The organism is Streptosporangium sp. H13245 (genome assembly GCF_055690525.1).
Map to the genome: position 1 here is coordinate 15,492 of NZ_JBSZKT010000037.1, position 12,741 is coordinate 28,232.

13 protein-coding genes and 1 tRNA gene are annotated in these 12,741 nt (G+C 68.7%); 5 read left to right on the forward strand and 9 right to left on the reverse strand.

The features are described 5' to 3' along the window. Positions 1 to 2: 2 nt before the first annotated feature. On the reverse strand, positions 3 to 1,862 hold the full coding sequence (locus ACW9TB_RS32660; RefSeq protein ID WP_472751957.1) for a SpoIIE family protein phosphatase: 1,860 nt from the start codon (positions 1,860 to 1,862) through the stop codon (positions 3 to 5). Between the two features lie 125 nt (positions 1,863 to 1,987). On the opposite strand from ACW9TB_RS32660, the gene ACW9TB_RS32665 reads away from it, so the two are divergent. Beyond that, entirely contained in the window at positions 1,988 to 2,707 is a 720-nt protein-coding gene (locus ACW9TB_RS32665; RefSeq protein ID WP_472751958.1) for an ANTAR domain-containing protein, read from the forward strand. Positions 2,708 to 3,005: 298 nt separating this feature from the next. Here the strand turns inward: ACW9TB_RS32665 and ACW9TB_RS32670 are convergent, their stop codons facing one another. Next, on the reverse strand, positions 3,006 to 3,377 hold the full coding sequence (locus ACW9TB_RS32670) for an STAS domain-containing protein (protein WP_329093567.1): 372 nt from the start codon (positions 3,375 to 3,377) through the stop codon (positions 3,006 to 3,008). Positions 3,378 to 3,572: 195 nt separating this feature from the next. On the opposite strand from ACW9TB_RS32670, the gene ACW9TB_RS32675 reads away from it, so the two are divergent. Further along, positions 3,573 to 4,349, forward strand: a complete 777-nt coding sequence (locus ACW9TB_RS32675; protein WP_472751959.1) for a SigB/SigF/SigG family RNA polymerase sigma factor — start codon at positions 3,573 to 3,575, stop codon at positions 4,347 to 4,349. A 74-nt stretch (positions 4,350 to 4,423) separates the two neighbouring features. Next, entirely contained in the window at positions 4,424 to 4,924 is a 501-nt protein-coding gene (locus tag ACW9TB_RS32680; RefSeq protein ID WP_472751960.1) for an ATP-binding protein, read from the forward strand. A gap of 697 nt (positions 4,925 to 5,621) precedes the next feature. On the opposite strand, the gene ACW9TB_RS32685 is transcribed toward ACW9TB_RS32680, so the two are convergent. The 4 genes from ACW9TB_RS32685 to ACW9TB_RS32700 form a co-directional block, all read right to left on the reverse strand. Beyond that, positions 5,622 to 5,819, reverse strand: coding sequence for a hypothetical protein (locus tag ACW9TB_RS32685; RefSeq protein ID WP_350967358.1), 198 nt, complete (start codon positions 5,817 to 5,819; stop codon positions 5,622 to 5,624). 2 nt (positions 5,820 to 5,821) lie between these two features. Then, positions 5,822 to 6,667, reverse strand: coding sequence for a hypothetical protein (locus ACW9TB_RS32690; protein WP_472751961.1), 846 nt, complete (start codon positions 6,665 to 6,667; stop codon positions 5,822 to 5,824). A gap of 5 nt (positions 6,668 to 6,672) precedes the next feature. After that, positions 6,673 to 7,365 (reverse strand): hypothetical protein, encoded by a 693-nt coding sequence (locus tag ACW9TB_RS32695; RefSeq protein WP_472751962.1) that lies wholly within the window; start codon positions 7,363 to 7,365, stop codon positions 6,673 to 6,675. Positions 7,366 to 7,538: 173 nt separating this feature from the next. Beyond that, entirely contained in the window at positions 7,539 to 7,985 is a 447-nt protein-coding gene (locus ACW9TB_RS32700) for a hypothetical protein (protein WP_472751963.1), read from the reverse strand. 126 nt (positions 7,986 to 8,111) lie between these two features. Here ACW9TB_RS32700 and ACW9TB_RS32705 point away from each other — a divergent pair. Next, positions 8,112 to 8,188: transfer RNA gene (locus ACW9TB_RS32705), tRNA-Pro, on the forward strand. Positions 8,189 to 8,275: 87 nt separating this feature from the next. Here the strand turns inward: ACW9TB_RS32705 and ACW9TB_RS32710 are convergent. Genes ACW9TB_RS32710 through ACW9TB_RS32720 form a run of 3 tightly spaced genes read right to left on the reverse strand, consistent with a single transcriptional unit; the run spans position 8,276 to position 11,144 of the window. Further along, positions 8,276 to 9,418 (reverse strand): site-specific integrase, encoded by a 1,143-nt coding sequence (locus ACW9TB_RS32710; RefSeq protein ID WP_472751964.1) that lies wholly within the window; start codon positions 9,416 to 9,418, stop codon positions 8,276 to 8,278. After that, entirely contained in the window at positions 9,415 to 9,621 is a 207-nt protein-coding gene (locus ACW9TB_RS32715; RefSeq protein WP_472751965.1) for a helix-turn-helix domain-containing protein, read from the reverse strand. Before ACW9TB_RS32715 ends, ACW9TB_RS32710 begins: the two co-directional genes overlap by 4 nt. After that, positions 9,618 to 11,144: a replication initiator gene (locus ACW9TB_RS32720; RefSeq protein ID WP_472751966.1), complete on the reverse strand. Its 1,527-nt coding sequence runs from the start codon at positions 11,142 to 11,144 to the stop codon at positions 9,618 to 9,620. The genes ACW9TB_RS32715 and ACW9TB_RS32720 overlap by 4 nt, the downstream gene beginning before the upstream one ends. 119 nt (positions 11,145 to 11,263) lie before the next feature. On the opposite strand from ACW9TB_RS32720, the gene ACW9TB_RS32725 reads away from it, so the two are divergent. Further along, entirely contained in the window at positions 11,264 to 12,235 is a 972-nt protein-coding gene (locus ACW9TB_RS32725; protein WP_472751967.1) for a GntR family transcriptional regulator, read from the forward strand. Positions 12,236 to 12,741 lie beyond the last annotated feature (506 nt).

Consider the following 12,741-nt stretch of genomic DNA (forward strand, 5'->3'; position numbering starts at 1 on the left):
AGCTATACGACACGGAGGGCGAGTATCACGATCTCATCCCAAACTCTCCCGCCGGAGAAGGTGTGCCGGTCCTCCTCCACGGTCTTGACGATCTCGGCGGGGGACTGCGCCACGCAGCGCGCCAGCACATCCGCCAGCCTGGTCTCGCCGTAGGACTCACCCAGCTCGTTCTGCGAGGCCACCAGGCCGTCGGAGTAGAAGACCAGGGTCTGGCCCGAGGTCAGCGCGAGCTCCTCGGTGAACATCTCCGCCTCCGGGGCGATGCCCAGCGGGACGCCGCCCCCCGCGGTGAACCGCACCCCGCCGTCGGGCCGCAGCAGCGCGGCGGGGTGGTGCCCCGCGCTGGCCAGCCTGATCTTGCGCGCCTTGATGAACCCGGTCACCGCCATCACGAACATGCCGTTGTGCTGGGCGGTCAGGGCCTGGTTCAGCTTGCGCATCACCTCGCCGGGATCGGTCTCCCAGACGCTGAGCACGCGCAGGCCGTTGCGCACCATGGCGCTGACCGACGCGGCCTCCTCGCCCTTGCCCGCGGCGCCCCCGAGGGCGAAACCCCATCCCTCACCGGCGCGGAAGACGTCGTAGAACTCGGCGCCGACCGGGCTGGAGCCCGCGTTGTAGATGGCCGCGGCCTCGAACCCCGGGATGTCCGGCAGGCTCCGGGGCACCACGCTGGTACGCAGCGCGTCGGCCGCCCGCGAGCGGGTCTGGAAGCTGCGCCGCGCGCGCAGCGCGAGCCCCAGATGGGCGCCGATCTCCTCCATCACCCCCAGATCGGCCAGCGAGAACGGCTCACGGTCACGCAACCGCACCAGGGTCAGGGTCCCCAGCACGCCGTTCTCGCCGCCGATCGGCACGATCAGCACCGAGGCGGCCCCCATCACCCGCAGCAGCGGGGGACCGCCGGGGACGTCGCCGAGCAGCCCGTCGTCCTCCAGCATCTCGTGCACCACGCCCGAGCCGCCGGTCAGCACGTGCGCGATGGCCGGCGCGGTCAGCGGGTTCATCCCCTCGGCGAGGCGGACCAGCTGGGTCACCGGCTTGTCGCCGGGACCGAGCACGCAGGCCCGCCGGGGCATGCCGTCGCGGACCACGTCGGCGATCACCCAATCGGCCCATTCGGCGGCCAGCAGCCGGGAGGCCCGGGTGACGGTCACCGGCTGGCGCAGGCTCTCCTCGTCGAGCAGCAGGCGGGTCATCCTGGACAGCAGCTCCTGCCGCCGCGCCGCGGCCATGACCAGGGTGGCGTCCGAACGGTCGGCCGGGCCGTGCGGCGGCCCCGCCACCTGCGCCTCCAGCGGCAGGATCATGACCGCGATCATCTCCTGCGGCTCTCCCGGCATCGTCAGCCGGGTGACGGCCAGCTGCACCGTGTGCGCGCGGCCCTGGTGGGCCAGCCGCGTCTGGAGGGTCGCGGTCTGGCCGCCCTGCTGGACCGCCGTCAGGTGCGAGCGGAACGCCGCTCGCCGCGAGACGTCGACGAACAGCGGGAACGAGCGGCCGATCAGGTATCCCGCCGGGCTGCCGAGCATCCGGGAGGTCTCGGCGCTGATCCGCCGCACCACCCCAGAGGCGTCCAGCACCACCACCGGGATGGGGAAGGTGCGGAACACCTGCCGCAGCAGCTTGAGCTCCCGCTGCGACCCGCTCTCCCGCTCTCCCGACCGTTTGGGCGCCTTGCGCAACTCGCGTACCGAGGCGTCCAGCAGCTCGCGGGCGGTGTCGAGCTCCGCGAGCGCCGCGTCGAGTGTGGACCGGGGGTCGGCGGGGTAGGCGGACTTCGCCTCGCGCAGGGAGGAGACCCTGGTGGTCAGCGCGTTCAGCGCCTGCTCCAGGGTCTGAAGGCCAATGGCGTCGGTCAATGCTCGTCCTCGTCAGGGGCCGGAGTGGGCTGGTCCCGTCGTAGACGGTACGCCACCCGGTAGGCCGAATCGATGCGCGGTCGGATAGTGGTTAAGTTAGCGACACAGGGAAGGTGAGTCGCGAGATGGACATGGTCACCCCCGTGCTCGCCCGGGACCTCGCGGTCCTCGGCAGAGTCAGCGAGGAAACGTCGAGCGAGAGCGTGCTGCGCGGTCTCACAGCCACTCTCGCAGGCGGCGTGCCCGGTTGCGCGGGCGGCTCCGCCGAGCTCTGGCGCGAGGAACGGATGGTCGTCTCAGCCTCCCACAGCGAGCTGATCGTCCTGCTCGACAGCGAGGGGGAGATCGGCGAGGGACCCTCGTCCGAGGCCCGCGCCACCGGCCGCCACGTGATCGTCCAGGACGTCCTGCGCGAGCCCCGCTGGCCCGCGTACGCCGGTATGGCCGTCCGCTGCGGCGTCCGCTCGGTCCTGGCGATGCCCATCGTCATCGAGCACGCCGTCCTGGTCCTCGGCATGTACGGGGTGCGCCCCGGCGTCTTCGCGGCCAGGAACGTCCCGCCGCTGGCGGAGATGCTCGCCGAGCAGGTGGGCGTGGCCCTCGCCAACATGTGGGACTACGACGAGGTCCGCACCGACGCGGCCCAGATGCAGGAGGCCCTCGCGGGCCGGGCGATCATCGACCAGGCCAAGGGCATCATCATGAAGTCCAGCGGCTGCTCGGCCGAGGCCGCCTTCGACGAGCTGCGCCGCATCTCGCAGCACCACCAGGTGAAGGTCGCGGACCTGGCCAAGCTGCTGGTCGAGGAACACCAGCGCAACCGCGAGGCGAAGCAGGAGGGCTGAGGCCCTGGCTCCCGACGACGCGATCGCCGCCTCCCTGACGGACCCCGGCGGACCTCGACGGCCTCTGACGGACCTCGACGGATCCGCCCCGGCCGACCGGGTGACCGGCCGAAGGAGGGCCCTCGCCTCCCCGACGGGCCCCGGCGGACCTTGACGGCCCCTGACGGGCCCGCCCTGGCCGGGTGACCGGCCGAAGCCCCTGTTCCCCTTGGCTTCCCCGGCGGACCCTGATGGATCCCGGCGGACCTTGACGGCCCCTGACGGATCAGCCTTCGGCTGACGGCCGGGTGACCGGCCGTCAGCCGAAGGCGGCGATCGCGTCGTCGATCGTGTCGTACAGGGGCAGCCGCTGGGCCAGGCCCGTGATCCACATCACCTTGGTCTTGGCGTACTCCACCCCGATGAGGGCGAACTTGGCGCCCGCGGTGGTGCTGACCTGCCAGTGGTGGACGATGAGCCCGAGCGCGCGCGAGTCCATGAAGGTCACCCCGCTCAGGTCCAGCGCCATGTCGAGACCGTGCTCGCCGGTCTCCGCCGCCAGGTAGTCGGCGAACTGATCCCTCGTCGTCGCGTCAAGCAGACCCGTCACCCGGATCACGTTGATCCCACTGACCAGCGCCGACGTGAGAGTCAGGGCTGCCGATCTCTCGCCGTTCTCCGACACCGTCACTCAGGGCCTCCTCGTGCCATTCGATTAGCAACCTTACTGTTACCTGGGGGCGAGTAATACTCCAGGATTCGGGGGAATACTGGAACCAGAGGTCCAGCAGAGGGCCTCGCCTCGAAAAATTGGTCGAGGCGATGCCGTCTGCCCGGATGTTGCTTCCGTGGTCGGCTCGCCCGACAGTAATACCAGGGAGCAGCAATGTCTGTTCAGGCACTCGCAATCACCGACATGACCGCCGAGGAGCTCCTCGCCGAGATGTCCCTGCCTGAGATCTCCGAATACCGCGCCGAGCGTCTGCGTGAGCGCATCGTCGAGATGCACCGCCACCTCGCCATGGAGATCGCCCGCCGCTACCGCTACCGCGGCGAGCCGCTGGAGGACCTCCTGCAGGCCGCGTACGTGGGGCTGATGAAGGCCATCAACGGCTTCGACGCCAGCCTCGGGCACCCCTTCCGCGGCTACGCCGTGGTCACCATGACCGGTGAGGTCAAGCGCCACTTCCGCGACCGCACCTGGGCCATCCGCGTCCCCCGCGTCTACCAGGAGCGCAGGGCCGAGCTGAACCGCCTGGTCGCCGACCTCAGCCAGGACCTCGGCCGCGCCCCCACGGTCGCCGAGCTGGCCGTGAAGATGCGGATCTCCGAAGAGGACGTCCTGCTCACCCTCGACGCCTCCGCCGCCTACAGCGCGCTCTCGCTGGACGCCCCCCTCGGCGCCGACGACGACGCGGCCGCGCTGGGCGACGTGATCCCCGACGAGGACGACGCGCTGGGCACCCTCGTGGACCGCGAGGCGGTCAAGCCGCTGATCGACAAGCTGCCGGAGCGCGAGAAGAACATCCTCCTGCTGCGTTTCTTCGGCAACATGACCCAGGCCGAGATAGCGGCGGAATTCGGGATCTCCCAGATGCACGTCTCCCGTATCCTGCGGAAGGTGCTTGACCAGCTCCGTGAGGAACTTGTCGCCGAATGCTGAATACACCGCCCGTTACAGGGCACCCCAGTCGGCGACAACGGACGTGGCGTAAGGTGCGTTTGAATGGATCCCGGATGCTGAGGACAACGGCGGACTGGGACAGGGGAGGCGGATCTCGGGTGAACGAGGACGGTGTTCGTCCCGCCCGCTTCACGGCGAGTGGCGGCCGTTCCCGGATGATCCCCGCCGGCGCCGCTGTCGCCGAACTCGCCTTCTGCCTTCCCGACCTTCCCGACGTACGCGACTTCGCAGCCGCCCAGGCGGTGCGGAGCGGTATGTCCCAGGAGGGCCTCGCCGACTTCCTGGTGGCGCTGAACGAGGTGGCCACCAACGCGGTCACCCACGGTCACACCACCGCCAAGGCGGTGCTGCGGATGTGGACGGTCGGCCGGACCCTCGTCGTGGAGATCCACGACGAGGGCCGGTGGGACCCGGGACCCGCCCCGGGGGAGACGCCTCCCGGACCGCACGCGACCAGCGGCATGGGCCTGTGGGTGGCCCGGATGGTCAGCTCCGACATCAAGTTCGAGACCGGTGCCTCGGGCACGTTCATCACCATGTCGTTCAAGGTCTGAACCCGCTTTCCTCCGGGATGTGCCCGGGGTCCGTGGCAGGGATCATGGGCGGCGCCCCACGGCGCCGCCCCCCGACCTTCTCTTTCCTGTCTCCCACCTTCACTGGCTGTTTCCCACCTTCACCGGCGCGAGGCGCGCACCACCGCCACCGACGCCGGTTTTCTCATGCCCCAAGGCCGTCGTCCCCACGGTGAACGCCGGGAGTTCCCCCTGCCTTGATCGGGCGCTGTCCCCAGGTCGACATGGGTTGACGTGTCGCCGTGGGGCCCGGAGCGCGTGTGTTCATGGGAGAGCCTCGTGAATATGTCCGGACGGACGGATGCCTCTGGACCGACGGTGCTTCCGGGCGAGGGAGGGCCTCCGGATGGCGCAGGGAGCCGTACGGGCCGGACAGGCCGTGCGGTGTCTCCCAGATGGGGACGGCCTCAGGGGAAGCGGATGGACGCCCCTGAAGGAGCGGGCGGACGTTTCCGGGGGAGCGAGCGAATGTCTCCAAGGGGAGCGGACGGACGTCTCCGGGGGAGCGGACGGACGCTTCCGAGGGGAGCGGGGGACGCTTCCGGGAGGAGCGGGCGGACGTCTCCAAAGGGAGCGGACGAACGGGAAGGGCCCCGTCCACAAGGACGGGGCCCTTCCCGTTTCGGTGGCCGTACCCCCGAGGCAGGTTCCCCCTGTGCGGGGTCCGCCTCCGGAGGGTCTAGCGCCTACGGCGCCAGCCGCCTCCACCCCCGGTGGTCGTCCGCGGGCCGGCCGAACCGATCCCGGCCTGGTGCAGCGCGAGGAGCAGGAGTCCGAGCAGCAGGAAACCGGTCCCGGTGAGCGGGCCGAGCCTGGTGTTGATCAGGTCGAGCAGGAATCCAAGGCCGAACACGACGGCGGCGGCGATCGCAAGCATGGTTACCTCGTCCCAGCGGAGATGTTCAGGAGCTGCTCCAGAGTCGCCCGGTAGTCACGCAGGGCGGTCCGGAGATCTTCGGTGTCGTTCTTGTCGGTGTTCTTCCAGCGCCCCTGGAGTTCGGTGGCCCGGGTCTCCAACGCGTTCCTGAGGGAACTCGTGACCTCGTCGAGCAGGGAGTCGGCCCGTTCCACCGCGTCACGCGGGTCGTCCACGAAACCGGCCTGGACCTCCTGCCAGCGCCGCCGTACGTCGTCGGAGTCCTGGTCGAACAGGGCCCCGGCCGTGGCGGGCGCGGTGGCGGCGGGCGTCTGGTCGGTCCGCTCGGCGTCGGTGAAGCCCGTACCCTCGTCGAGCACGTCGTCCGGCCGGTCCGCGGTGTTCTCGGGGAAACCGGGGACCACCGGGGAGTCCGTTCCGGGCACGGGGTCGTGCGCGCCGGTGCCGGTCACCGGCGTACCCGGCGTCGTGTCCGGGGTCGCGGCGGAGGGCTGGGCGTGGGCGAACGGGCTGTCGTTCCTGCCGCCTTCGGGATCGACCGGCAGGTCGCGCCGGTCGTCGTCGAGCGGGGCGTCCGAGCCGGTGACGGTGGTGTCGGTACGCCGGTCGTCGTCCGGTTCGACGACGAGGACGTCGTCGCGGTCGGCGGCCAGAGGGTCGCGCGTGCCGGTGTCCGTGTCCGTACGGTCGGCGTCACCGTGACGCGGCTCCTGGAACTCGGGGGTCACGTCCTGCCCGTGCCGCGTCGCGTCCAGGTCGTTCTCGTCGAACTTGCGGACTGTCCGGTCGTCGTCCTCGTCCACCTTGTGGACCAGCCGGTCCTTGTCCGGGTTGAATCGGTCGTTCATGTCGGTCACCGTCCTTGGGTGTCGCGTCGGGAGGCTCGTTCGGCGTCGTCGGTGGTCTCCGGATCGGTGGAACCCGTCTGCCGGGCGTCCCGATCGGCGGGAACCGCGGGATCCCGGTCGTCGGTCTCGGTCCGCCGGGAGCTCCGGTCGCCGTTGACCGAGCTGCCGGGAGCCGCGAGCAACTCCTCGAACAGGGCGCGGTAGTGAACCATGGCCTGCCGGAGTTCCTCGGTGGAGGCCTCCTGGTGGGCGGCCCGGGTGCTGATCTCGTGAGCCTGCCGATAGTGGTCGAGAGTGCGGCCGTGCGCGACCGACAGGTCGGAGAGCCGCTGCTCGAAGTCCTCGGTCGGGTAGCCCCGCTCCGCCATCACGGAGGTGACCAGGTGGTCGGCCTCCGTCACCGCGAAGCCGGGAGCGTCCACGAAACGCTCCTGGACCTCCATCCACTTCTTCGTGTAGATCTCGCGCGTCCCGGCGTCCAGGGCGCGGATGTCGAGGGAGCTGAAGCGCTGCTCGCGGGCGATGAGCTCCTGCTCGGCATCGCGCCGGTTCTCGCGCTCCTGCACGGTACGTTCGTATTCGGGGCCGAAGCGGTCGCGAAGTCGGTGTCGGCGCTGCTGCTGCAGCACGAAATAGCCGACCGCGACGATCGCCGCCACCGCGACCACGACGACGGCCACCCAGATCACGGTGGACATGTCTGCCTCCGGTTGTGTAGGCGCTTGTACCCGTGCGCTGCCCGAGGGTCAAGCCTCGAAACCGGTTGCCGACATCTGTGGCGTGCTATTACTCGGTCTGGATTTGATGTTTTACCTGGATTTTCCGGGTACTGACTATCCCTTTACCAAACCTCCGGCCGCGGCCCCCGCGCTCACTCCTCCGCGTGGTCGTCGACGACCTCGGGGACATCGGTGGCGTCAACGGCCTGCCGAGCCTCGTTCAGCATTCTCTCGACGAGCCAGTCCCCGGGGGAGGCGGGAACCTCCAGGAACCCCCGGCCGGGCTCGTACGAGATGTCCATCCCGGAGGCGACCAGCCGCCCGGCCCAGCGCAGCGCCGTGTTCAGCTTCTCGGCGGGGATCACCCGCCCCTGCGCCACGGACGACAGGTTCCGCAGGTTCGTCGCGGGCCCGGACTGGCCGTGCGCGCGGTCCAGCTTCCACGGGATGGCCCGCGAGTGATCGAGCATCGGCTTCGAGAGCCCGGCGGCCCGCTTCGCCTGCAAGATCCCGGACTCGCTCACCCCGAACCGCGCGGCCAGCTCCGCGTTCGACAACCCCTGCCCGGCCAGCCGCCGTAGCTTCTCTGGGTCGATCACCGCCTTACGCCCCACGTGTCCCCGCCCTTCACCCGATCGCCTGCCCTCGCGGGCGTCGCCGTGTGCGAAGCCCCCTCGATCTGCGCTAAGGTTAAGACCGTTCAGCCCGCAAGGGCGACGAACAACCGGGACGTAGCGCAGCTTGGTAGCGCACTTGACTGGGGGTCAAGGGGTCGCAGGTTCAAATCCTGTCGTCCCGACCAGGTTCTAGCTGGTCGGCAAGGGTGTCACCCGAAAGGGAGGCACCCTTTCTTCGTTCTGGGTGACTAACTGAGTGACTATCACTCCCGTCACGTGAAGATCCGGTCCATCGCCTCCGCCCCGCCGAGCAGGACCGGGCGGATCTGCTTCCGGTAGACCGTCTCCGTCACGGCGGTTCCACTGTGGCCGACGAGTCGCGCGATGTCCTCCAGGGGTACGCCGGAGTCGGACAGCAGCGAGACGAAGCTGTGCCGCATCTCCCGAGGCGTCCAGTCCTTGGCGGGCAGACCGGCGTCTTTCACGATCTTCCGGAACGCCCGCCGTACGTTGTGGGAGTCCAGGGGAGTGCCGACGAGGGAGGCGAAGACGAGATCGTTCTCCGTCCACTTCGCGCCCGCCGTCTCTTGCTCCCTGGCCTGTTGAATCCGGTGCTCCCGGAGGGCTTCGACACAGCGACGAGGCAGCGCGAGAGATCTCCGCGACTTCCGGGTCTTGGTGTCGCCGCCCTCCCGTACGGAGCGCCATACGGCGATCCATGGGGGAGTGTCGGTGCCCGGCTTGCCGTCGAGATCCACCTCCGACCAGACGAGTGCCCGCAGTTCCTCCGTACGGGCACCGATGAGGAGGGAGAGCACCACGTAGGCGTGCATCCGGGTGTCGCTCGCGGCCTTGAGGATGGCTTCCGCCTGGTCGAGAGTGAGCGCCTTGGACGGTCGCCCTTCCTTCCCCTCGGGGACCTCGCAGAGGCCCACCACGTTGCGCTTCACCTTGTCGCGGGACTGGGCGAACCTCACCGCCCGGTTCAGGCACGAGTGGAGGAGACGGACCGTTCGAGCGCTGAGCGTCCTGGCCTTCCCCACGAGCCACCGGTCCACGTCCTCCGCGCTCAACTCTCGCAGCTTCCGGGCGCCCAGGCCAGGAATGACGTGCTTGTCGCACAGGGTCCGGTAGTTGGCCACGGTGTCCGGGGCGCGTCCGTGTAAGCCATAGGTAAGCCAGCCCGTCACGGCGTCAGCGACGGTGTAGTTGGCCGGACCGCTCGCCAGCCCATCGTCGTAGTCGCGGATGATCTCTTTGAGCTTGGCCTTGGCTTCGGTCTTGGTCTTGCCGCTGGCCTTCTTGACGATGCGCTTTCCGGCCGGGGTGTAGCCGACGGTGACCGAGGCGATCCAGCGTTCGCGGGTCTCGTCCCAGTGCAGGCCGCCGTCTCCCCGGCTGCGTCGTGTGGTCATGATGCCCTCGCTTCCTGTTCGAGTAGTGCCACGTAGTCGGTGATGGCCGAGGCCGGGATGAGCCGGGTCCGGCCCTGGGTGACCGAGCGCAGACGGCCCGATCGGATCTGTTCGTAGATCACGCTGCGGCTCATGCTGAGCAGGTACATGGCTTCGCTGACGCGATACAGCCGCCGGTCGGCGGGCGGTCGGGGTGCGGTCAACCGTCCTCCCGTTTCGCCGCGATGGCGCGGGCCTGGGAGACGCGGTGCCGGATGTGTTCGGCCATGATCGCTTCACCGGGGGTGTAGCCCATCCCGGCGAAGCGCCAGTGACCAAGGACGAGCGTGCTCTCATCGGCCAGTGCGGGAAGTCCGTGCCGCTCGCGTGCTTCGGCCGCCCGGTGTTTCGCCCTGTCCTGTCGGAGATCGCCGAGGGTGGTGGAGTAGCGGCGCGACTTGGAGGAAAAGTGGCCGCGAAACCCCAGCATGTGCGACCAAGGCCGCAGCCGCAGGGTGGTGAACTCCCGTCGCGCGCCCAGCTCCCAGCAGGTACGGATCATGCGCCGGGCGTGCTCGCTGACCGGGAGCGCGTCCAGGTGCAGGCCCGGCTTGAGCCCGGTTCCCTGGCAGCGCCCGCACGAGGCCGTCAGGCTCAGCCGCCCACGCCCCTTGCAGACCGGGCACGACAAGCGGTGATCCACCGTGCCGGATGCCTCCGCGCCCTTGGTCGCGTACTTGGCGATATAGGAGGCCACCGCCCGCTCACTCAGCCCGCCCGCGCCCTGGTCGACGACGATGGGCCGGATGTCGAGCTGATCGCCCCACGTCAGGTCCCACCGGCCGAGCCCGCTGGCGGGGGTGCGAACGGTGACGCGTCGCACGGCCGGAGCGATCGCCCGCACGAGAAGGTTGTGATCAGCCCAGGAGGGAGGAACGTCGGTGCTGCCTTCGGGACCGTCCAGGCGGATCACCGCGTGGAAGTGCACCAGGCCGCGCCGCTGGTACTCCGCCACCTTGGCGAAGGAGACCCGGACCTGTTTGGCGAACGCTGTGCGGGTCATGCCCGCCTCAGTGGCCAGGGTGCGCCGCATCTCCAGCGTGAAGCGATGCCAGAGAGCACCCGCGTGTGCCTGCCACAGCACTGCCCCGGTGTAGTCGTAGCACTCGGCGCAGATGGGTTGGCCGAGTCGTTCGTCTCCGATCTCGTGACGGACATGGCAGCCGATCGGCCGCCCGTGGTCACAGGTGGTGTCGCGGTTACGGGGACGGCAGGCCCGCAACGCGCCGTTCTTCTCCCGGCGAGTGTGCACCGGTCCGAATGAGGGAGCCGTCAAGGTGACGAACGCGCGAGGGTGCGCGCTGACGGTTTCCGGGGTGCCTTTGCCGCCGGACAGGCCCGCTCGGATGAGCTGGAAGGTGTCGCCCTGGTAGACGCGTGAGCAGGACGGGCAGACCGAGGCCCGCCGGTTGCCGCAAGCCACCAGCAGATACCCACGCACCTCATCCGTAGTGCGGTAATCGTGCAGCACCTCGCCCGTGGTCGCGTTGACGATCGCCGACTCTCCGGCGAGGTGGATCGGGTGGGAGCATCCGCCGGTTGCCGCCACCATGGAGCGCCACCGGTCATAGCCGGGATCGTTGAGCAGCTGTGCCACGTCGATCATCCATTGCGGATGCCCCGACCAGTTCGGTCCCTGGGCGCCGTTCGGTTCGGTGGTGATGTGGTTGTCCTCCTTGTCGTTCATGGTCACCATCCCCTCATGCACACTCATACGGTCGACTTGTAGTACAAGGGTGAGCGCATTGCCATGCCTTGTCAACATGTAGTACAAGAGAAACGTACGTCTATACCGAAGGAGTTCCCGTGGACGGCAGCAACTACGAACCCGACATCGCCGATCTCGACCTCAGCGCGGAAGAACAGGAACGGCTCGCCGACTCCCAACGCCCCCTGTGGGAAGTCATCGCCGCATCGCTACGCGCCGACATCCTCGAAGCGCGCTACACCCCTGGTGCACCCTTGCCCAGTGAGACCGCCCTGTCGGCCCGCTACAGCGTGTCCCGTCCCACCGTCCGCGACGCCGTCAAAGCCCTAGTCGGCGAAGGACTTGTCAGCGTGGTTCGCGGACGCGGCACCTTCGTGCGAGCCGTTCCCGACCGCCACGCGATCCTGCTCGGCACCTGGCCCCGCCACGACATCGCCGACCCGGAGTTCATCCCCACCGCCCGCCAATGGGGGTGGACCCAGCTCGCCGCCCCGCATGCCGACGACGCCGAAGGCCAGCAGATCTACAGCCGCAGTGAGTTCAGCTTCGCCAATCGCGACATCGCCAACACCCTTGGCCTGCGCACCGGCCACACGGTCTTTCACCGCTCCAGCCGATGGCGCCACACCACCACCGGCCTGATCATCGGCATCAGCTCCTACACCGTCCCGGAGATCATCCCTGCCCCGACCGTCACACAGGGCGGAGCCGAAGCCGTCGTCCACGCTTTCGCCCCGCCGTCGTTCTACGAAACGATCACCAACGGACGCGGTCCCACCACCTGGGAGACCACCGTCACCGCCCGCATGCCCTACGCCGACGAGCGCGACCTGATGGCCCTGTCGGTCGGCAGCCCCATCCTGATCATCCGCCGCATCCTCGCCGACAAAGACGGCCGCCCTCTGGAGATGACCGAGATCAAGGCCGACGCCGAACGCTTCGAGACCGTCTACGCCCGCGAGAATCTCACCAGCGTGCCCGAGGGATTCGACCCCGACATCCACGATCCCGAGCAGCTCCAGGACAAGCCCGATCCCGAACCGACCGGCCGCATCCTGTTCCTGCTGTGACAGGTCGTTGGGACCGGCATTGGCTCAGAGTTTCTTTACTGGTTCAAGGCGCCAGCGCTCCGCGCCGTCGCACGGCGGGACACGCCCCGGCACGGCCAGCAGGCCGGGCATGCGGCCATGGCGGCCGGTTCGCCGTCAGCGCGACGCAGTGATGGCGGCTGTAGTCGTTTGTGTCCGAGGAGGGGAAGACCACCGTCCCGTGGCCGTGAGCCGTTATGGCAAATCTCTGGCACTGTCGAAAACATCGCAACACGGACATAGTGATACATATGATAGTCGAAGAAGTAACCGTTATTTAAACGCAACTGATCGTTGCAACACCCCCATAATCCAAGTTATGAGGGTGCCTGAGCAGGGCATACTTATGGCTCATTGTGCTCTTGACCTGCGCGATTGAAGTGAAGGTGTATGTACACCAACGCTAAGTACCTGTACAATAAACGGCCCTTTTTCGACAGATTGATCTTCGATGAGGGCGGCGCATTCTGCGTAGAGTTCATCTGACA

Coding starts and splice junctions, on each gene's coding strand:
- ACW9TB_RS32665 (WP_472751958.1), top strand. CDS start 1,988: ATGGACATGGTCACCCCCGTGCTCGCCCGGGACCTCGCGGTCCTCGGC.
- ACW9TB_RS32675 (WP_472751959.1), top strand. CDS start 3,573: ATGTCTGTTCAGGCACTCGCAATCACCGACATGACCGCCGAGGAGCTC.
- ACW9TB_RS32680 (WP_472751960.1), top strand. CDS start 4,424: ATGCTGAGGACAACGGCGGACTGGGACAGGGGAGGCGGATCTCGGGTG.
- ACW9TB_RS32685 (WP_350967358.1), bottom strand. CDS start 5,819: ATGCTTGCGATCGCCGCCGCCGTCGTGTTCGGCCTTGGATTCCTGCTC.
- ACW9TB_RS32690 (WP_472751961.1), bottom strand. CDS start 6,667: ATGAACGACCGATTCAACCCGGACAAGGACCGGCTGGTCCACAAGGTG.
- ACW9TB_RS32695 (WP_472751962.1), bottom strand. CDS start 7,365: ATGTCCACCGTGATCTGGGTGGCCGTCGTCGTGGTCGCGGTGGCGGCG.
- ACW9TB_RS32710 (WP_472751964.1), bottom strand. CDS start 9,418: ATGACCACACGACGCAGCCGGGGAGACGGCGGCCTGCACTGGGACGAG.
- ACW9TB_RS32720 (WP_472751966.1), bottom strand. CDS start 11,144: ATGAACGACAAGGAGGACAACCACATCACCACCGAACCGAACGGCGCC.